The organism is Niallia oryzisoli (assembly GCF_036670025.1).
GTDB classification, from domain to species: Bacteria; Bacillota; Bacilli; order Bacillales; family Cytobacillaceae; genus Bacillus_BD; species Bacillus_BD oryzisoli.
Map to the genome: position 1 here is coordinate 1,169,116 of NZ_CP137640.1, position 19,275 is coordinate 1,188,390.

20 protein-coding genes and 2 other annotated features are annotated in these 19,275 nt (G+C 39.1%); of the genes, 17 read left to right on the forward strand and 3 right to left on the reverse strand.

What is annotated here, in order from left to right; genetic code table 11:
* The first annotated feature begins 74 nt into the window (after positions 1 to 74).
* The 11 genes from R4Z09_RS05835 to R4Z09_RS05885 all read left to right on the forward strand — a co-directional run bounded on the left by R4Z09_RS05835 (position 75) and on the right by R4Z09_RS05885 (position 10,414).
* Entirely contained in the window at positions 75 to 1,103 is a 1,029-nt protein-coding gene (locus R4Z09_RS05835; RefSeq protein ID WP_338451403.1) for a glyceraldehyde-3-phosphate dehydrogenase, read from the forward strand.
* A gap of 220 nt (positions 1,104 to 1,323) precedes the next feature.
* Positions 1,324 to 1,785: a transcriptional regulator NrdR gene (gene nrdR / locus R4Z09_RS05840; protein WP_338451404.1), complete on the forward strand. Its 462-nt coding sequence runs from the start codon at positions 1,324 to 1,326 to the stop codon at positions 1,783 to 1,785.
* Between the two features lie 108 nt (positions 1,786 to 1,893).
* Positions 1,894 to 3,318, forward strand: coding sequence for a replication initiation and membrane attachment family protein (locus R4Z09_RS05845; protein ID WP_338451405.1), 1,425 nt, complete (start codon positions 1,894 to 1,896; stop codon positions 3,316 to 3,318).
* Positions 3,305 to 4,234, forward strand: coding sequence for a primosomal protein DnaI (gene dnaI / locus R4Z09_RS05850; protein ID WP_338451406.1), 930 nt, complete (start codon positions 3,305 to 3,307; stop codon positions 4,232 to 4,234). The genes R4Z09_RS05845 and dnaI overlap by 14 nt, the downstream gene beginning before the upstream one ends.
* 95 nt (positions 4,235 to 4,329) lie before the next feature.
* Positions 4,330 to 5,223, forward strand: a complete 894-nt coding sequence (gene ytxC / locus R4Z09_RS05855; protein ID WP_338451407.1) for a putative sporulation protein YtxC — start codon at positions 4,330 to 4,332, stop codon at positions 5,221 to 5,223.
* A 518-nt stretch (positions 5,224 to 5,741) separates the two neighbouring features.
* Positions 5,742 to 7,673 (forward strand): threonine--tRNA ligase, encoded by a 1,932-nt coding sequence (gene thrS, locus R4Z09_RS05860; protein ID WP_338451408.1) that lies wholly within the window; start codon positions 5,742 to 5,744, stop codon positions 7,671 to 7,673.
* A 342-nt stretch (positions 7,674 to 8,015) separates the two neighbouring features.
* Positions 8,016 to 8,146, forward strand: a sequence feature (ribosomal protein L20 leader region).
* Between the two features lie 94 nt (positions 8,147 to 8,240).
* Positions 8,241 to 8,744, forward strand: a complete 504-nt coding sequence (gene infC, locus R4Z09_RS05865; RefSeq protein WP_150440640.1) for a translation initiation factor IF-3 — start codon at positions 8,241 to 8,243, stop codon at positions 8,742 to 8,744.
* Positions 8,745 to 8,759: 15 nt separating this feature from the next.
* Positions 8,760 to 8,960 (forward strand): 50S ribosomal protein L35, encoded by a 201-nt coding sequence (gene rpmI, locus R4Z09_RS05870; RefSeq protein WP_338451409.1) that lies wholly within the window; start codon positions 8,760 to 8,762, stop codon positions 8,958 to 8,960.
* Between the two features lie 122 nt (positions 8,961 to 9,082).
* The gene (gene rplT / locus R4Z09_RS05875; protein ID WP_338451410.1) at positions 9,083 to 9,442 is read left to right on the forward strand and encodes a 50S ribosomal protein L20; all 360 of its coding nucleotides are present in this window, start codon (positions 9,083 to 9,085) and stop codon (positions 9,440 to 9,442) included.
* Between the two features lie 73 nt (positions 9,443 to 9,515).
* Entirely contained in the window at positions 9,516 to 9,776 is a 261-nt protein-coding gene (locus R4Z09_RS05880; protein WP_338451411.1) for a DUF1294 domain-containing protein, read from the forward strand.
* 62 nt (positions 9,777 to 9,838) lie between these two features.
* Positions 9,839 to 10,414 (forward strand): TVP38/TMEM64 family protein, encoded by a 576-nt coding sequence (locus R4Z09_RS05885; RefSeq protein ID WP_338451412.1) that lies wholly within the window; start codon positions 9,839 to 9,841, stop codon positions 10,412 to 10,414.
* A gap of 175 nt (positions 10,415 to 10,589) precedes the next feature.
* Here R4Z09_RS05885 and R4Z09_RS05890 read toward each other — a convergent pair whose 3' ends face one another.
* Positions 10,590 to 10,997, reverse strand: coding sequence for a sigma-w pathway protein ysdB (locus R4Z09_RS05890; RefSeq protein ID WP_338451413.1), 408 nt, complete (start codon positions 10,995 to 10,997; stop codon positions 10,590 to 10,592).
* Positions 10,998 to 11,171: 174 nt separating this feature from the next.
* Between R4Z09_RS05890 and R4Z09_RS05895 the strand changes: the two genes are divergently transcribed.
* A complete protein-coding gene (locus R4Z09_RS05895; protein WP_338451414.1) occupies positions 11,172 to 12,257 on the forward strand; it encodes a M42 family metallopeptidase in 1,086 nt (361 codons plus the stop codon).
* A gap of 50 nt (positions 12,258 to 12,307) precedes the next feature.
* Here R4Z09_RS05895 and sspI read toward each other — a convergent pair whose 3' ends face one another.
* Complete coding sequence (gene sspI, locus R4Z09_RS05900; RefSeq protein WP_338451415.1) at positions 12,308 to 12,514, reverse strand: small acid-soluble spore protein SspI; 207 nt, start codon at positions 12,512 to 12,514, stop codon at positions 12,308 to 12,310.
* A 122-nt stretch (positions 12,515 to 12,636) separates the two neighbouring features.
* Between sspI and R4Z09_RS05905 the strand changes: the two genes are divergently transcribed.
* The 3 genes from R4Z09_RS05905 (at position 12,637) to pheT (ending at position 17,249) form a co-directional block, all read left to right on the forward strand.
* Complete coding sequence (locus tag R4Z09_RS05905; RefSeq protein ID WP_338451416.1) at positions 12,637 to 13,380, forward strand: RNA methyltransferase; 744 nt, start codon at positions 12,637 to 12,639, stop codon at positions 13,378 to 13,380.
* A 48-nt stretch (positions 13,381 to 13,428) separates the two neighbouring features.
* Positions 13,429 to 13,666 (forward strand) — a binding site (T-box leader).
* 69 nt (positions 13,667 to 13,735) lie between these two features.
* On the forward strand, positions 13,736 to 14,776 hold the full coding sequence (pheS, locus tag R4Z09_RS05910; protein ID WP_338451417.1) for a phenylalanine--tRNA ligase subunit alpha: 1,041 nt from the start codon (positions 13,736 to 13,738) through the stop codon (positions 14,774 to 14,776).
* A 58-nt stretch (positions 14,777 to 14,834) separates the two neighbouring features.
* Positions 14,835 to 17,249, forward strand: a complete 2,415-nt coding sequence (gene pheT, locus R4Z09_RS05915; protein ID WP_338451418.1) for a phenylalanine--tRNA ligase subunit beta — start codon at positions 14,835 to 14,837, stop codon at positions 17,247 to 17,249.
* Positions 17,250 to 17,311: 62 nt separating this feature from the next.
* Here the strand turns inward: pheT and rnhC are convergent, their stop codons facing one another.
* A complete protein-coding gene (gene rnhC / locus R4Z09_RS05920; RefSeq protein WP_338451419.1) occupies positions 17,312 to 18,250 on the reverse strand; it encodes a ribonuclease HIII in 939 nt (312 codons plus the stop codon).
* Positions 18,251 to 18,392: 142 nt separating this feature from the next.
* On the opposite strand from rnhC, the gene zapA reads away from it, so the two are divergent.
* Positions 18,393 to 18,653, forward strand: coding sequence for a cell division protein ZapA (zapA, locus tag R4Z09_RS05925; RefSeq protein ID WP_338451420.1), 261 nt, complete (start codon positions 18,393 to 18,395; stop codon positions 18,651 to 18,653).
* Between the two features lie 7 nt (positions 18,654 to 18,660).
* Positions 18,661 to 19,206: a CvpA family protein gene (locus tag R4Z09_RS05930; RefSeq protein ID WP_338451421.1), complete on the forward strand. Its 546-nt coding sequence runs from the start codon at positions 18,661 to 18,663 to the stop codon at positions 19,204 to 19,206.
* Positions 19,207 to 19,275 lie beyond the last annotated feature (69 nt).

Here is a 19,275-nt window from a genome sequence, read left to right on the forward strand (position 1 = left end):
ATGCGAGTCAATGTGTTATACTAATTACATATGAATGGATAACAGTATAACATTATTGTGGAAGGGGCCGAATTATGAAGGCGAGAATAGCAATTAATGGGTTTGGAAGAATTGGACGAATGGTATTTAGAAGAGCTATCGTAGATAATAATCTTGATATAGTAGCCATTAATGCAAGCTATCCGGCAGAGACGCTTGCTCATCTAATAAAATACGACACAAATCATGGACCTTTTGCAGGTGAGGTAAAAGCAGAGCAGGATGCGATTATTGTGAACGGTAAGCGCGTTCAATTATTAAGCAACCGTAATCCTGAAGAACTGCCGTGGAAAGATTTGAAGATTGATATTGTTATTGAAGCAACAGGAAAATTTAATGCTCGTGAGAAGGCTGCCCTACATTTAAATGCAGGGGCAAAAAAGGTTATTCTAACAGCACCTGGTAAAAATGAAGACGTTACAATTGTAATGGGAGTAAATGAACATGCTTTAAATATTTCAGAGCACGATGTGATTTCAAATGCATCATGTACAACGAATTGTTTAGCGCCGGTTGCAAAAATACTTGATGAGAAATTTGGTATTGAAAATGGATTAATGACTACTGTACATGCATATACAAATGATCAAAAAAACATTGACAATCCTCATAAAGATTTGAGAAGAGCTCGAGCATGCGCTCAATCGATTATTCCAACATCGACTGGTGCTGCGAAGGCATTATCACTAGTACTGCCGCAGTTAAAAGGTAAATTGCATGGTATGTCGTTGCGTGTACCAACTCCAAATGTTTCTTTAGTTGATCTTGTTGTTGATCTAAAGCAAACAGTGACAATTGATGATATCAATAATGCTTTTAAAGAAGCTTCAGAAAACGAATTACAGGGTATTTTAGATATCACTGATGAACCATTAGTTTCAATTGATTTTAATACAAACTCGCACTCTGCTATTATTGATGGTTTATCCACTATGGTAATTGGTTCCAATAAAGTTAAGGTACTTGCATGGTATGATAACGAATGGGGTTATTCTTGCCGTGTTGTTGACCTAACAAACTATGTAGCTGAAAAGCTGCTAAATTCATCAATCGTTAATGCATAAAATTTTATTCATAAGGGGATTATCTCATCGAAGGTAATCCCCTTTTATATGTATAAACAATCATATGATTTCTTTTTTATTTGGTGCAGAAATTAATTTTTTAACATAAGGGATGCAGGAAACCGCATCTCTTTTTAATTTCTAAATTTCAAAATGACTTGTACTAGGTTCATCTTTTTAATAAGATAGTAGATAGGAAATTAAAGTCGGAGCTGATTGTATGAAATGCCCTTCATGCCAAAATAATAATTCTCGTGTTGTTGATTCTCGTCCTGTTGATGATGGACGGTCGATTCGACGTCGAAGAGAGTGTGAAAGATGCGGTTATCGTTTTACGACATTTGAGAAAGTAGAAGAAAGTCCTCTTGTTGTTGTGAAGAAGGAAGGCACTAGAGAGGAATTCAGTCGGGAAAAAATGCTGCGTGGTTTAATAAAAGCATGTGAAAAAAGACCTGTTGCCTTAAAACAGCTGGAGGATCTTACTTCAGATGTGGAAAAGGAATTGCGCAACCAAGGGGCTTCTGAAATCAAAAGTGATGAAATTGGTGAAATGGTAATGGAAAGACTAGCCAAGATTGATGAGGTTTCCTATGTCCGTTTTGCTTCCGTTTACCGCCAATTTAAAGACATTAATGTGTTTATTGATGAATTAAAGGAATTAATAAAAAAAGAGCAATCTTGATCGTGTCCTTCTGCAGCATTCATGCGGAACAAGGTGCTTGTGCTTTTCTTATGAGCTGAAGAGTATTCTTTAGCTCTTTTTCAAATTATTCAAGAAAGGTTGACTGTCATGACTCAACATTGGCAAGAACTTTTACCGATTGATCGTTATGCCGTCACTGCCAATGGTCTATTGCATGATTATGATCGTAAAGTGCTTACCTTTTTGTACCAGCCTTTAATCGGTGCAAGCTGTGTAAGCTTGTATATGACTTTGTGGGCGGAGCTGGAGGAAAATCGCCTTTGGTCAGAATCACATTCACACCACAGCTTAATGAATTTTATGGATATGAATCTAAAGGCTATTTATGAAAACCGGTTGAAGCTTGAAGGTATAGGGCTGTTAAAAACATTTGTCAAAAAAGATGAGGAACGAAGATCGTTTATTTATGAATTACAGCCTCCCCTAACCCCAGAGCAGTTTCTATCAGATGGAATGCTAAACATCTATCTTTATCGAAAAATCGGCAAATCTCAATTCTCGAGAGTAAAGCGGTTCTTCAGTGAAAGAACAATGCATAATACAGAGTTTTCTCAGGTTACAAAGGGCTTTCAGGATGTTTTTTCTTCGGCGCACCTAAGTGTTCTCTCTTTTGAGGAAGAAACAAAACAGGACACGACTCTCACTGATGGTGAGCGCTTTATTGGACGGAGTGAAGGAAACAATATAATGGCTGAACCAAGCGATTTCAATTTTGATTTGCTTTTAGCCGGTCTGCATGAAAATTTACTCACGAGAAGTGCCTTTACCCATCAAGTAAGAGAGGCTGTGAAGAATCTTTCGTTTTTATATGGAATTGATGCACTGCAAATGAAAAATATCGTTATTAGTGCAATCACGGAGAACAATGAAATTGACCTTGAGGAATTAAGAAAATCTGCACGGGACTGGTATCAATTTGAACACCAGGACAAGCTGCCGGCTCTCATTGAAAGAACGCAGCCGCTTATTTATCAAACATCAAATAAAGAACCTGAAACAAAGGAAGAAAAGTTAATCCATTATTTTGAAACGACTTCACCGCTGCAATTTTTAAGAGATAAAAGCGGCGGTGCTGAGCCTTCAAAGGCTGATATAAAAATTATTGAAGATGTGATGTTTCAACAGAAATTAAATCCAGGTGTTGTGAATGTTTTAATCGATAATGTACTGCAAAAGACGGATATGAAGCTGACAAAGAATTATGTCGAGAAGATTGCCAGTCATTGGGCAAGAAAAAATATCAAAACAGTTAAAGATGCGATGGAGTTAGCGAAGACGGAGCATCGCCAATATGCTGAGTGGGCCGAGGCGAAGAAAATAGGCAAACAGACTGCTGCAAAGAGGAAACCGATAAGAACGGAAATGATACCGGAGTGGTTTAATGGTGACGATAAAGCTGATACGGCAAAACCAAGTAAGAAAGATGAAAAACAGGAACTTAAAAAATTAGAAATTGAAGCCATGCTGAAAAAATTACGACCACATGAGGTGGAGGAACATGGAGAAAATTAATGAAACGTTAAAACGATTAGCTGGAAATGAGAATTTTCAGAAAAAGTATCAAGAAATGAAAAAGAGGATTTTAGAGAATCCTGAAGTAAAAGCATTTATGCTTGAACATAAGGATGAATTGACTCCGAAAATAATTGAAAGCAGTATGATGAAGCTTCATGAATATGCAAATCAAAGTAAAAAATGTGATAAATGTCCAAGCCTTGGCGGATGTATTAATTTAATGAAGGGCTATTACCCCGAATTAGTGATTTCAAGAGGCGCCATTGAAATCCATTATGATAAATGTCCGAATAAAATAATGGACGATGAAAAAAGAAAAAATGAAAAGCTTATTCAAAGCTTGTATGTACCTAAGGATATATTACGTGCGTCCTTTTATGATATGGAAAAGGATGGGGATCGTACAGATGCGATTCAAAAGGCCCTTGCTTTTGTGCTTAATTATAAAGAAGGGGCAGCCAATAAAGGCTTATATTTTTATGGGCAATTTGGCGTCGGGAAATCCTATCTATTAGGTGCAATTGCTAACGAATTAGCACAAAAAGGGGTTTCTTCAATGATTGTTTATGTTCCGGAGTTATTCAGGGAATTAAAAAGTTCAATTGGAGATCAAACCTTAAATGATAAATTAGAAGCAATCAAAAAAATGCCTGTTCTTATGCTGGATGATATCGGGGCAGAAACGATGTCCAGCTGGGTAAGAGATGAAATTCTTGGTCCCATTCTGCAATTCCGCATGCTTGATAATTTACCAACTTTTTTCACTTCCAATTATGATTTTAAGGAGCTTGAGCATCACCTTGCCCACAGTCAGCGCGGGGAAGAAGAATGGGTGAAGGCGAGAAGAATTATGGAGAGAATTAAGTATTTGGCAGAGCCTGTCTATGTAACAGGCAGAAATCGGAGAAATTAACCGGCTTATAGGCCGGTTTTTCTTATGACCTGCTTCTAATTTGGTCAAGACCCCCATATACATATAAACAGAAGATATGCAAAGGGGGGAGACGGTTGATTGAAATCCATTTCCAGCATAAAGAAGATGCAAAGAGGTTGTATGGCTTTTTACAACAATTACTAGATTACGAGTCATTTGCTAAATATACTCTTCATTATGAAGATTCACATATAGTTCAATGCAGGTATATGGAAGAAACCTATTATTTACAAGATAAAAAAGCTTTCTATCATTGGGTGAAAAAGTCCTTATGTCAATTTATGCTGACAGTTAAATTAAATGATTGGTTAAGACATATTCTCGCTTCGCATTATCATTATCGTGATGAAGAAGAGCAACAGCAAATTATCGATATCGTGCATTCGGTTTTAGAAGGCAAATTGGAAGAACTAACAGTATTTCTCCCGAAAATGAATATGAAGGATTATTTATCAAACCTTATTAACGATTGGTTTGAAGAACATACGGAAGTGCTTTCCTTTGATTCATTTATTACCTTTCGACTGAGGAATTTCTTTAACGAATTGAAGAAATACGTTGAATTGTCGCTTGATGAATATAAAATGGAGCAGGAATATCAAATGTTTATCCAAACGCTTCGAGACTTTTTAGTGGACAGAAAGCCTAAATTGAATCAGCTTCATCTGCTATTATCTGATGTTATTACTTTTTTTGATGAACAATTTGAAGAAATCAGACGGGGCGATTTAGCAAAAATGGTTGATCGCCGGCTGTTAATTAATCACCCAGTCTATGTTGACTCGATTACGATAGCTCCCTTGCTTTCCATTGCTCCATCCCAGATTTATATCTATACTGACGACCTAGAGCAGCCGATTATCCGAACTATCCGAAATATTTTTGAAGAACGGATTATCAGCCGGCCCCTAGCAGCTATTGAAGAATACAAGAAGCAGCATAGAGCCTCTTTCGATAAAAAAGTATAAAAGCTCTTGATTTTAGAAATATTAATAACTATAATACGTACATAGATATTGGAGCGGAAGCACCTTGCCCACCCCCGACTAGCACAAGACGAGCCTCTCGAAAAGGTGTTCTTTACCTTTTTGAGAGGATTGGCTTGTGACTCGAGGGGGTAGGTGCTGCAGCTGGACAGTAGTCAAACTTTTAAGAGCTGACTTAGTCAACCTATAAAATTAAATGTGATGATGAGGACAAGGGTATTCTTTTACGGTTTATAGAGAGGGAAGGCAAGGCTGAAACCTTCCTAACACGAATGGACTACTTACCACCTCTAAACTTCAACCGGGAAGAACGAAGGCAGGCGGCAATTCGCCTCAGCAATCGTTTGAGTATCGGGAGACGGAAACAAACCGTTATCTTACTACGAAGTCATTTTTGCGCTTGTGAAAATGAGAAGTAGGGTGGAACCACGTGTATAACAGCTCGTCCCTTTTTGAGGGAGGAGCTTTTTTATTTTTATATTTTATGAGGAGGAAATAACATGTCAGAGGTTGTGAAAATTTCGTTTCCAGATGGAGCTGTAAAGGAGTTTCCAAAGGGAACCACAACAGAAGATATCGCCGCTTCTATTAGTTCAGGATTAAAGAAAAAGGCGCTGGCAGGAAAACTTGATGGTGTGATGTATGATTTAAAACGCCCGATTGAAACAGATGGAGCGATTGAAATTATTACGCAAGACCAGCCGGAAGCATTAGAAATTCTGCGTCACAGCAGTGCTCATTTGATGGCACAGGCGATTAAACGCTTATATAAAGATGTGAAGCTTGGAGTTGGGCCTGTTATTGAAAGCGGCTTTTATTATGATATTGATATGCCGGAATCATTAACACCAGAGGACCTTCCGTTAATTGAAAAAGAGATGAAGAAGATTATTAATGAAAATCTTCCGATTATCCGTAAAGAAGTAAGCCGTGCAGAAGCGATTCAAATTTATAAGGAAATCGGCGATGAGTACAAGATTGAGCTTGTTGAAGCGATTCCTGAAGATGAAACAGTTACGATGTACGAGCAAGGCGAGTTCTTTGACTTATGCCGCGGCGTTCATGTACCATCGACTGGGAAATTAAGAGAATTCAAACTGTTAAGTATTGCCGGGGCCTATTGGCGCGGCGACAGCAATAATAAAATGCTGCAGCGTATCTACGGTACTGCATTCTTCAAAAAAGAGGATTTAGACGAGCACTTGCGGCTGCTTGAGGAAGCAAAGGAACGTGACCACCGTAAAATTGGGAAAGAGCTACATTTATTTGCTCATTCACAGCAGGTGGGACAAGGCCTACCATTGTGGCTTCCAAAGGGTGCAACAATCCGCCGGATCATTGAAAGATATATTGTCGATAAAGAGGTCAGCCTGGGCTATGATCACGTCTATACACCAATCATGGCAAATGTTGAGTTGTATAAGACATCAGGTCACTGGGCTCATTATCAAGAAGACATGTTCCCTGTCATGGAAATGGACAATGAACAGCTAGTCCTTCGACCAATGAACTGTCCGCACCATATGATGGTTTATAAAAATTCCATGCACAGCTATCGAGAATTGCCGATCCGTATTGCTGAGCTTGGAATGATGCATCGCTACGAAATGTCAGGTGCACTTTCCGGCTTACAGCGTGTTCGCGGGATGACGTTAAACGATGCTCATATCTTTGTCCGCCCGGATCAAATCAAGGAAGAATTTAAACGGGTTGTAGAATTAATTTTAGAAGTATATAAAGACTTTAATTTTACAGATTACTCATTCCGTTTATCCTATCGTGATCCAGAAAATACAGAGAAATACTATGATGACGATGAAATGTGGGAAAAAGCACAAAGCATGTTGAAGGAAGTTATCGATGAAATGGGCGTTGAATATTACGAAGCAGAAGGAGAAGCGGCTTTCTATGGTCCTAAGCTTGATGTACAGGTAAAAACAGCCTTAGGAAAAGATGAGACTCTTTCTACTGTTCAACTGGATTTCTTGCTGCCAGAGCGATTTGACTTAACATATGTAGGTGAAGACGGCAAGCCGCACCGCCCTGTTGTTATCCACCGCGGTGTCGTTTCAACGATGGAACGCTTTGTTGCCTTCCTGCTTGAAGAATATAAAGGAGCGCTTCCAACTTGGTTGGCACCGGTACAAGTTCAAGTTATTCCGGTTTCTCCTGATGTACACTATGATTATGCGAAAAAAGTGCTTGATCAGTTAAAAGCACAAGGATTCCGTGTTGAACTGGATGCCCGCAATGAAAAAATCGGTTATAAGATTCGTGAAGCACAAATGCAAAAAATTCCATACATGTTAGTTGTCGGTGACAAGGAAGTGGCAGAGGATGCTGTAAATGTTCGGAAATATGGCGAGCAAAAGTCCGAAACTGTACCATTTGCGGACTTCGTCAACGGATTAAAAGAGGAAGTAAAAAAATAATTAACTTCATGAATGAAGTTAAGCCTCCGGCGAGCCTTGCGATTTTTTAAGGAAATTTATCGAGCAAGCTCGACGACGGACAGGACGTCCTAGTCAGGCTAGACATATGGATGTGGCGTTTTGAAGCGTGATAAAAATCCGGGCGCATATTCGCCGGGTGGCGAATTTGATTATGATTTCCACTATATCCAAATGAGTAAGGGAATAAATGGATGGCAAAAAACTGTTGCAAGAAATTCATTTATTTGTTAAGATTCTTTTTGTTGTGATAAAAATCAATTATTCCTTTGACATAACAACATCATTTGTGATATAGTGAAACAGTTGAAATTGAATACTTTTAGGGAAAAGAAGAGGCACCCGCTTCTCACCTGATTGACGCATAAGGCAGTTGACAGGTTTTGCGAAGACTTTTATTAGTGATGAACGGTTTCGTAAAGTGTGGGTGTATTCACCCACACTTTTTTGTTGATTTTATATATACCTGTTATCACAGGATCAGGTGATTCTTGACCTAAACTTTGTATTCTGACAAAACCCCGGAGGTGTTTAACTATTAGCAAAGATATGTTATTAAATGAGGGAATTCGTGCTCGCGAAATTCGTCTTATTGATCAAAATGGTGAACAGTTAGGAATTAAATCAAAAAACGAGGCACTTGAAATTGCTGCTCGTGTCAATCTTGATCTTGTTCTTGTTGCTCCAAATGCAAAACCTCCAGTAGGCCGTATTATGGACTACGGAAAGTTTAAATTCGAACAACAGAAGAAAGAAAAAGAAGCACGTAAAAATCAAAAGATTATCAATATCAAAGAGGTTCGGTTAAGCCCGACTATTGATGAGCATGATTTCAATACTAAGCTTCGTAATGCGATTAAATTCCTTGAAAAAGGCGATAAAGTGAAAGCATCCATCCGTTTTAAAGGACGTGCTATCACACATAAAGAAATTGGACAACGTGTATTAGTCCGTTTCTCTGAAGCATGTAAAGAAATTGCGACTATTGAATCACATCCAAAAATGGATGGAAGAAGCATGTTCATGGTCTTGGCACCTAAAAACGAAAAGTAAGAGGAGGAATACCAAATGCCAAAAATGAAAACTCACCGCGGCGCTGCAAAGCGTTTCAAAAAAACTGGATCTGGTAAATTAAAGCGTGACCACGCATATACAAGCCACTTATTCGCAAATAAATCAACGAAACAAAAGCGTAAACTTCGTAAAGGTGCTTTAGTTTCTAAAGGTGATTTCAAACGTATTCGTCATTTATTAGACAACATCAAGTAATATTAAAGTGCATGCCTCCGGCGGATGCCTCAGATTTTTAAAGGAATTTATTGAACGAGTTCGATAAAAATTTGGGCGCAAATACGCCAAGGCGAATTTGATTATATCAGGAGGGAAACCATATGCCACGTGTAAAAGGCGGTACAGTTACTCGCAAACGTCGTAAAAAGGTTCTTAAATTAGCTAAAGGTTATTTCGGTTCAAAACATACTTTATATAAAGTTGCAAATCAACAAGTAATGAAGTCATTACAATATGCTTACCGTGATCGTCGTCAGAAGAAGCGTGATTTCCGTAAGCTTTGGATTACTCGTATCAATGCAGCTGCACGTATTAACGGTCTTTCATACAGCCGTTTAATGCACGGATTAAAGCTTGCTGGTATCGAAGTAAACCGCAAAATGCTTGCTGAATTAGCAGTAAGCGATGCAAATTCATTCGCTGAATTAGCATCTGTTGCAAAAGCAAACTTAAACAAATAATCCTTTTGATAAAAGCCATTCTCTATACGGAGAGTGGCTTTTTGTATAAGGCATTTTAAAAGGAGGAGGCAGTATGGAATACATCGTTTTATACTTTCTTATCATTAATATTGTTGGTCTTATCATCATGAAAGTTGATAAACAGAGAGCCATTAAACATCAATATCGAATAAGTGAGCAGACTCTTTGGGCTATTGCTATTATTGGTGGAGCTATTGGTGCCGCTTTAGGGATGAATATATTCAGACATAAAACCAAGCATTTATCCTTTAAGATTGGTTTTCCGCTGCTGGCTGTAGTTGATCTCTTTCTTATTTTATATAATTTGTCATAACTTTCTCTGTTTGATGATATGCTGTAGAGACAACAAGAAATCGGCAGAGAGAAGGTGGAAAAATGGATGAGAGTCTTTCAATCCTATTCGTTCTCGTTAAAACGGGCGGGATTTTGGCCCCGATTGCTTTTATTTTCTTTCATATTTTTCGTCAGTTTCTTTTTATCCCCGTAACGCTGGTCTGTATGACGGGTGGGATTCTTTTCGGCTCTGTCCTTGGAACAATCTATTCTCTCATTGGCCTAATGATTAGCTCTGTTTGCTTTTATTTTGTGGTGGGAAAGCTGCCAAAAACACATGAAAAATTATCTTATTTGAGAAAAAAGTGGTTTGGTGAATACCGAAATATTACCGTGGCCCAAACAGCGATATTGCGTTTAATCCCCTTTATTCATTATCATTTGCTTAATTTTTGTTTAATCGAAAAAAAACATGAGTTTAATGCTTATGTGAAAAATTGCTTCTTGTCTAACTTGCCCTTAGCGTTCTTTTTCTCGGTATTTGGGCAATTTATAAGAGGTTTCACGCCAACTATTATTGCCATTATCTTATTTTCCTTAGTGATTCTTGCTTATTTGTTTAGGGAGAAGGCATCAATTATTAAATGGCGTGAATTTTTTAAAGCGGGCCAGGCATAAGAAATGATAAATACACAAAAAGAGGCTTCCTTATCAGGGAGCCTCTTAGATATGGTCTAGCTCCAGCGCCTAGCCCCTCGAGGTCATAAGACAAGCCGTCAAGAAGGTTAAAGAACAACCTTCTTGACGGCTTGTCTTATGCTTGTCGGGGCTGAGCAAGGCGCTTGCGCTTTTCTTATTCATATGGCGTTTCAGGTTTATTGTTTTGTTGGACAAATTCTTTGACCGGGCTTTTCCAGTCAATAGAAGCATTGGGATAATCTACTAGGATCATTTGCTCAAGAAAACGAAAATCATCGCGGACAAACCCTTTCAATGCATTGACACTGTGAGGCCAAATAAAAATGGACACGACATCGAACTTGCTATCGGTTGTTCCTAAATATTTCTCCCCCTCGAAAAGAGCGCCTTTATATGTAAGCAGGAAATTTTTTCTTACATTGTTTGGGTCATCTAGAAAATAAAAACGTTTTTGTTCATGTGCGAGTTCAAGTTTTCTTTTTGGGGCTAGGATAAATTTAATGATTCGATAGATGAGAAAAAGAATGAGGGCGAATAGTAAAAAGCGTATGAGCCACATCATAAAATAATTCTCCCCTCTCTATAGTTTTCTTATTTTACGTATGAAATTAGAAAAGGTTTCATTTAAAGATATTTTCCAATGAAAAACTTTAAAAAGGAGGAATAGGCTATTTTTTGTATAAACAGAATGCCCTTTTGTATAATAGAAAAGAAACCAGAAAAAGGAGTCGAAACGATGGCTAATTTAGATGAAACTCTGATGATGTTAAAAGAATTAACGGATGCTAAAGGGATTCCTGGAAATGAGCGTGAACCGCGTGAAGTCATGAAAAAATACATAACTCCTTATGCGGATGAAGTAACTATGGACAATCTTGGCAGTCTGATTGCTAAAAAGACAGGTGACGAGAACGGTCCTAAGATAATTGTCACTGGCCATTTAGATGAAGTCGGTTTCATGGTTACACAAATTGATAAAAATGGATTTTTGAAGTTCCAAACAGTCGGTGGCTGGTGGAATCAGGTCATGCTTGCCCAGCGTGTGACCATTGTAACTCGTAAAGGTGATATAACTGGGGTTATCGGTTCAAAACCACCTCATATTTTATCGGCTGAAGCACGAAAAAAACCATATGAGATTAAAGATATGTTTATCGATATTGGTGCTTCGAGTAAGGAAGAGGCGGAGGAATGGGGAGTTCGTCCAGGAGACATGGTCACACCATATTTTGAATTTACGGTCATGAATAATGAAAAAATGCTTTTAGCCAAGGCTTGGGATAATCGAATCGGTTGTGCTATTGCCATCAATGTGTTGAAGCAGCTAAAAGAGGTCAACCATCCAAATGTCGTTTATGGAATTGGCGCCATTCAAGAAGAGGTGGGACTAAGAGGTTCGAAAACATCAACCTTTAAAGTGGAGCCTGATATTGGATTTGCCGTAGATGTCGGTATTGCCGGCGATACACCGGGAGTAACTGAAAAAGAAGCACTTAGTAAAATGGGCAGCGGCCCGCAAATCGTTTTATATGATGCTTCCATGGTGTCCCACAAAGGATTGCGGGATTTAGTAACAGACACAGCAGATGAGCTGCATATTCCTTATCAATTTGAATCCATTCCAGGCGGCGGTACAGATGCCGGTTCTATTCATGTCACAGCGAAGGGTGTTCCAGCTTTATCGATTGGTATTGCTACACGTTATATTCATTCACATGCTGCGATGCTGCACCGTGATGATTTTGAAAATGCAGTAAAGCTTGTTGTTGAAGTGATTAAACGTTTAGACCGTGAGACGGTCAATCGAATTACATTTGAATAAATGCTACATGAAAAAAGCACCCTTTCGTTCAGGGTGCTTTTCATCTTTATTTATTTTAAACCGTTTTCTAATGCCTGAAGCATTTCCTGTTTGTCCTGTTCTGATGAATTCTTCCAGATGACTTCAAAAAGAACACCTAAGCCAGGAAGCATTTTCTCCTCACCAGTTTGTATTGCGTCAACAATTGTATCTTCTAGCTGTGCCTGTGTATTTCCTGAAACATTGTTAAGAATGGCATTGCGCAGATTTAAATTCATAACAGAACTCCTCCTGTGTATATAATCGCCCAACGAGCATAGTCTCCCACATAACGGAATGCATTATGTATGGTAAATAAGCTATAATAGAAACAAGTGTGAATCTTAAAGGAGCGTTAAGGTTGAAATATATTGAGTCAGTTAAAAACCCAAAAGTAAAAGCATGGAAGAAGCTGTTAATGAAAAAGGAACGGGACCAAACGGGGAAATATCTTGTGGAAGGCTTTCACCTTGTCGAAGAAGCTTTAAAGGAACAGGTAGTTCTGGAGGTTATTGTAAATCAGGACATGGAAATGCCGGCTTCTTTTAAAATAGAAGAAACGGAAGTCATTTATGTTAAAGAAGATGTGATGAAGGCAATTTGTGATACAGAAACACCTCAAGGGATTGCGGCTGTCTGTGAGCAGCGAAAATATCCAATGGAAAAAATCAAGTTAGAAAAACTGTTGCTGCTTGATCGAGTGCAGGATCCCGGCAATCTTGGGACAATGATTCGTACTGCTGATGCGGCCGGGATGGACGCGATTATTTTAGGAGAAGGTTGTGCTGACCCTTATAATCCCAAAGTGATTCGGGCGACACAGGGAAGTTTGTTCCATTTACCAATTATTAAGTCACCATTAGCAGAGTTTATCGATAAACTAAAGATACCAGTATATGGAACGGCATTAGAAGGGGGAATCCCATTTGAGCAGGTAGAAAAAGCAGATGCTTTTGCCCTTCTTTTAGGAAATGAAGGTCAGGGTGTTGCGAAGGAATTATTGGCAAAGACAACGAAGAACCTTTATATTCCTATTTACGGAAAAAGCGAATCATTGAACGTCGGTATCGCTGCGGGAATATTAATGTATTATTTGCGAAAATGAATTTGAATCCAATTTTAAATTGTAATATAATATAACAGAATTTAATAAAAAAAGACATTGACAGAGAAGAGTAGCTTAGGAAATCCATTTCAAGGGAAAAAATGCCGTGACTGGAAGCATTTTAATGGCACTGCTTAAGTGAATTCACCTCTCGAGTCGACATTGGGAAGATCCTTTGATCTGAAAAATGTTCCGGTGAAGAGCCGTTATGTTTATTGAGTGAGTGTGGATGATTAATTCTGCACTAATAAGGGTGGTACCGCGATACATAAACCTCGTCCCTTTTTGGGATCGAGGTTTTTTTGTGTTTTACCATAAGTCTGATGGGTTTTTTAAAACAAAGGAGGAATTTGTAATGCAGGAACGTTTACAACAACTGCAGGCTGAGGCGCTGGAAAAGATAGCAGCATCAGCAAGCTTAAAAGAGCTGAATGATATTCGTGTTGCATATTTAGGAAAGAAAGGACCTATTACCGAAGTATTACGCGGGATGGGGAAGCTTTCTGCTGAAGAACGACCAAAAATGGGTGCTCTTGTGAATGTGGTTCGTGAAACGATCACAACACAAATTGAAGAAAAGCAAGCTGTGCTTGAAGAAGAAGCAGTCAATGCCAAGCTGGCACAAGAAACAATCGATGTAACATTGCCGGCTAGACCTGTAAAACGGGGGAATCACCACCCATTAACACGTATAGTAGAGGAAATTGAAGATATTTTTATCGGAATGGGCTATCAAGTGGCAGAAGGTCCGGAAGTGGAAACGGATTATTACAACTTTGAGGCGTTAAATCTACCGAAGAGCCACCCTGCCCGTGATATGCAGGATTCCTTCTATATCACAGAAGAAATACTCATGCGTACACACACTTCCCCGGTTCAGGCAAGAACAATGGAAAAGCATAAAGGGCAAGGCCCTGTGAAAATTATCTGCCCTGGTAAAGTATACCGCCGCGATAATGATGATGCGACACACTCACACCAATTTATGCAAATTGAAGGACTGGTCGTTGATGAGAATATTTCCATGAGTGATTTGAAAGGGACTCTTGAAGTTTTCTTAAAAAAGGTATTCGGTCAAGACCGTGAAATCCGTCTTCGCCCAAGTTTCTTCCCTTTCACAGAGCCATCTGTTGAGGTGGATATTTCTTGTAAAATCTGTAAAGGATCAGGCTGCAGCGTATGTAAACAAACAGGCTGGATTGAAGTGCTGGGCGCGGGGATTGTTCATCCGAATGTACTTGAAATGGCTGGGTTTGATTCGAAAAAGTACTCAGGCTTCGCATTTGGTATCGGTGTGGAACGAATTGCAATGTTGAAATATGGCGTTGATGATATTCGTCATTACTATACAAATGATGTTCGTTTCTTAAAGCAATTTAACAACTATGAATCATAAAATCGGACGCACGATGAGTGACCAATGATAAAATAAGCGATTAATAAGGAGGATCAACATGTTTGTTTCATATAAATGGCTGCAGGATTATGTAGACCTTTCCGGCATCAGTGCTGCTGAGCTTGCGGATAAAATTACGAAAAGCGGGATTGAAGTAGAAGGCGTAGAGAAGAAAAGTGAAGGATTAAAGGGTGTTGTCATTGGACACGTATTAGAATGTGAACAGCATCCGAATGCCGACAAATTAAATAAATGTTTAGTCGATATTGGTGCTGGGGATCCGGTTCAGATTATTTGCGGTGCGCCGAATGTCGGGAAAGGCCAAAAAGTGGCTGTTGCAACAGTTGGTGCAGTGCTGCCGGGGAATTTTAAAATCAAAAGAGCGAAGCTGCGCGGGGAAGAGTCAAATGGAATGATTTGTTCGCTTCAAGAGCTTGGCATTGAATCAAAATTAGTTGCAAAAGAGTATGCTATTGGAATTTTCAATTTTCCTCAAGATGCTGTTGTCGGTGAGGATGCTCTTGCAGCACTTGGTTTAGATGATGAGATTCTTGAGCTTAGTATTACACCAAACCGTGCAGATGCTCTAAGTATGTTAGGTGTGGCCTACGAGGTAGCTGCCATTCTTGGACGTGATGTAAAGTGGCCAGCTACAGATAAAGAAGAAGCAGCTGAGAAAGCTTCTGATTACATCAACGTAAAAGTGGAAGCACCTGAGGACAATCCATTATATATTGCAAAAGTTGTAAAAGATGTAAAAATTGGACCGTCTCCATTATGGATGCAAACACGTCTGATGAATGCCGGCATTCGTCCTCACAATAATGTGGTGGATATCACGAATTTTATTTTACTTGAATACGGCCAGCCGCTTCATGCGTTTGATTATGATCGTTTTGGTTCTAAAGAGATCGTAGTTCGCCGAGCAAAAGATGCCGAGAAAATCACTACCCTTGATGAAGCAGAGCGTACGTTAACAGCCGATCATCTTGTAATTACGAATGGCAAAGAACCTGTTGCAATTGCCGGGGTAATGGGCGGCGCCGATTCTGAAGTAAAAGAGGATACAACAAATGTTATTATCGAAGCAGCTTATTTTGCAGGTCCGGTCGTTCGTAAAGGTTCAAAAGACCATGGATTACGCAGTGAAGCAAGTGCCCGTTTCGAAAAAGGTGTGGATCCTGCACGTGTACGTGAAGCAGGTGAACGTGCAGCTAAGCTGATGGCTGAATTAGCAGGGGGAACAATCTTAGAAGGATCAGTTGAATTCAATGATTTAAGAATGGAGCCGGCCGTTGTTTCGATCACACTCGATAAAATAAACACATCAATTGGCACAAATATCAGTGCTGATCAAGTAATGGATATTTTCACTCGCCTACAATTTGATGTGAAGCGGGACGGTGAAAACTTCATTGTGACTGTTCCAACCCGCCGCGGCGATATTACAATTGAAGCGGATTTAGTAGAGGAAATTGCGCGTTTATATGGTTATGACAACATTCCTTCCACACTTCAGGTTGGTGTGACGACACCTGGCAGATTAACGGACTATCAGCAAAAGCGACGCATTGCCCGCCGCACATTAGAAAGTACGGGGCTATACCAGGCAATCACTTATTCACTGACAAGTCTTGAAAAGGCTTTACAGTTCTCATTAGCGCAGAGCGATTCCATTCGTCTTGCTATGCCGATGAGTGAAGAACGCAGTCAGCTTCGATTAAGTATCCTTCCACAGCTATTAGAGGTGGTAAAATACAATCAAGCACGACAAATCGATTCAGTAGCTGTATATGAAATTGGTTCTGTCTTCTTAAAGCAAGGCGATAATCAGCTTCCAAATGAGAGGGAGCATGTTGCCGGCGCTGTTACAGGCCTGTGGGAAGCAAACCTATGGCAAGGTGAGAAAAAACCGGTTGATTTCTATGTGGTAAAAGGTGTGTTAGAAGCATTATTTGATTCACTTGGAGTTACAGAAAACATTACGTACCGCCAGGCAGCAATTAAAGATATGCACCCAGGACGTACGGCAGAAGTACTGCTGAATGGCGAAGTCATTGGTTTTGTCGGTCAAGTACATCCAACTGTACAAAAGGATTATGATATTAAAGAAACCTATGTATTTGAGTTATCCTTTAAAGCACTTGCTGAGGCAGAGGTTGAACCGATTTCTTATGAAATGATTCCGCGTTTCCCTTCTATTACACGTGACATTGCGCTTGTTGTCGATAAAGAGAAAACAGCAGGAGAACTGGAAGCTATTATTACAGAAGCTGGCGGAGCATTATTAAAAGAAGTTCATCTTTTTGATTTATATGAAGGTGAACATATGGAAGCAGGCAAAAAATCACTTGCTTTCTCACTAAAATATTTCGATCCGGAACGTACGTTAACGGATGAAGATATTACGAAAGCGCATGATAAGGTATTGAACGCCGTAAAAGAGCAGGCTGGCGCCGTATTACGCAGTTAATATAATGAGATACAAAAAATCCTTCACCATTACTAGGTGGAGGATTTTTTTGTGAAAACTGATTATTTTTTTCTTAATAACTTCATCGCTTTTTCAGTATTGGCAAAATGCAGCTTTACATAAGCGGGCAGTACTTCTTTGCCTTTTTCTTTTATCAGTCTGGCACATGCCGTGTCTACCTGTGATCCGGCACCCTTCGGAATTTTAAAGCCTGCTGCCTTGCTTAATTTTTCAAAATGCTGGACAAAAGCATGTCTTGCGATAATCGACGCAGCAGCAACAGCTAGATGGATTCCTTCCGCTTTTGTACTAAAATAGACATTCTCTCTATGAATGACCTTTTGTCCTTTTAAATATTGATAATAGACTTCTTCTTTGGCGAACTGGTCAATTAAAATAGCCTCGGGCTTTTCAGGAGCCATTTTTGTCAGTAAATGGCCGATCGCTTGATTATGGAGAAGTGCTTTCATTTTCCCCTGTGACATGCCTGTTGCCTGTAGTTTATTGTATTTTTCGTTATGTAAAACCAAAAGGCTGTACGGTAAAAACTTTATTAATTGTTTTGCAATATCAGATATTTTCTCATCCGTTAGATTTTTTGAATCCTGCACGCCGATTTCCTTTAATAAGGCCATGTCTTCTTTTCTCACATATGCTGCGCAGACGGTGATCGGTCCGAAAAAATCGCCTGTTCCTACTTCATCAGATCCGATGGCAGACAGTTGACTGATATTGTTTGGCAGGTTCGCAGAAGCTTTTGTCTTTGTTTGTTTTTTGGCTGCAGTTTCTTCTACAGGGAGTGATCCCCATTTCTTTGCTTCCACATCACACCCGCTGCCCTGAAAAAGAACTTTGCCTGATTTATAGGCTGTAATGGTGCAGCCGTGAGTCTTGGCGGAAAACACTCCTCCAGGAGGGGTTTTTCCTGTTAAATTTGCTTGATAGTGCTCCATCATTTTCATCATTTCCTGGCTGCTTTTCTTTAGTACGACATTGCTCAAATGATTCACTCCTTATCAATTGATCTCACTGATCAAGACGTATTTTGACATTCTTCAACGGAAACCAACATTTCTTTCTTTTCACTGTTTTCTGTTCATGATATGATTATGTTTAGGATTCTTTTGAATGGAGGCATGCAGTTTGTCAGAAACGAAAAAAAATCGTATTACTGTTGATATTTACGGTGTCCCGTATATTATTATCGGCACTGAAAGCCCACGCCATATTCGCCAGGTTGCTTCAATGGTAGATGAAAAAATGCGTGAAATTAACTCCATGAATCCTTCTCTCGGTACCAATAAACTGGCTGTTTTAACAGCTATTAATGCTGTTAATGACTATCTTCTTTTAATGGAACGAGTTGAACGTTTAGAAGAAGAATTAAAACGAGTAAAGGACTGAAAAAGTCATGTTGGACTTAGCTGTACTCATTATTTTAGTTTTTGGATTTTTAGTAGGGTTAAGGAGAGGGTTTATCCTCCAGCTTATTCACCTTACCGGATTTATTATTGCTTTTATTGTTGCTTATTTGTACTATAATCAGCTTGCGCCGAAATTAACTCTTTGGATACCATACCCTAATCTAGATATGAATTCTACATATTCATTACTGTTTGAAAATGCAAATTTAGAAGATGCCTATTATCGCGCCATTGCATTTGTCGTGATTTTTTTTGCTGTGAAAATATTATTGCAAATAATCGGAAGCATGCTGGATTTTATCGCCCAAATTCCAATTCTAAAGCAGTTAAATAGATGGGCGGGAGGGATATTAGGTTTCATTGAAGTTTATCTTATCATGTTTATTATATTATTTATAGCAGCACTCTTGCCAATTGAATCGATTCAAGTTTCACTGACAAATTCAATTCTTGCAGAATTCATTGTAAAGCAAACTCCGATTCTATCACAACACATTCAAGATTTGTGGATACAAGCCCCTTCGGTGAAATAACTTCTCTTTCGAGAGAAGTTTTCTTTTTAAGGGAATAATAAGAAGAAAAGGAATGGACCTGAAGGTGAA

Coding starts and splice junctions, on each gene's coding strand:
- R4Z09_RS05835 (WP_338451403.1), top strand. CDS start 75: ATGAAGGCGAGAATAGCAATTAATGGGTTTGGAAGAATTGGACGAATG.
- nrdR (WP_338451404.1), top strand. CDS start 1,324: ATGAAATGCCCTTCATGCCAAAATAATAATTCTCGTGTTGTTGATTCT.
- R4Z09_RS05845 (WP_338451405.1), top strand. CDS start 1,894: ATGACTCAACATTGGCAAGAACTTTTACCGATTGATCGTTATGCCGTC.
- dnaI (WP_338451406.1), top strand. CDS start 3,305: ATGGAGAAAATTAATGAAACGTTAAAACGATTAGCTGGAAATGAGAAT.
- thrS (WP_338451408.1), top strand. CDS start 5,742: ATGTCAGAGGTTGTGAAAATTTCGTTTCCAGATGGAGCTGTAAAGGAG.
- infC (WP_150440640.1), top strand. CDS start 8,241: ATGTTATTAAATGAGGGAATTCGTGCTCGCGAAATTCGTCTTATTGAT.
- rpmI (WP_338451409.1), top strand. CDS start 8,760: ATGCCAAAAATGAAAACTCACCGCGGCGCTGCAAAGCGTTTCAAAAAA.
- rplT (WP_338451410.1), top strand. CDS start 9,083: ATGCCACGTGTAAAAGGCGGTACAGTTACTCGCAAACGTCGTAAAAAG.
- R4Z09_RS05880 (WP_338451411.1), top strand. CDS start 9,516: ATGGAATACATCGTTTTATACTTTCTTATCATTAATATTGTTGGTCTT.
- R4Z09_RS05885 (WP_338451412.1), top strand. CDS start 9,839: ATGGATGAGAGTCTTTCAATCCTATTCGTTCTCGTTAAAACGGGCGGG.
- R4Z09_RS05890 (WP_338451413.1), bottom strand. CDS start 10,997: ATGATGTGGCTCATACGCTTTTTACTATTCGCCCTCATTCTTTTTCTC.
- R4Z09_RS05895 (WP_338451414.1), top strand. CDS start 11,172: ATGGCTAATTTAGATGAAACTCTGATGATGTTAAAAGAATTAACGGAT.
- sspI (WP_338451415.1), bottom strand. CDS start 12,514: ATGAATTTAAATCTGCGCAATGCCATTCTTAACAATGTTTCAGGAAAT.
- pheS (WP_338451417.1), top strand. CDS start 13,736: ATGCAGGAACGTTTACAACAACTGCAGGCTGAGGCGCTGGAAAAGATA.
- pheT (WP_338451418.1), top strand. CDS start 14,835: ATGTTTGTTTCATATAAATGGCTGCAGGATTATGTAGACCTTTCCGGC.
- R4Z09_RS05930 (WP_338451421.1), top strand. CDS start 18,661: ATGTTGGACTTAGCTGTACTCATTATTTTAGTTTTTGGATTTTTAGTA.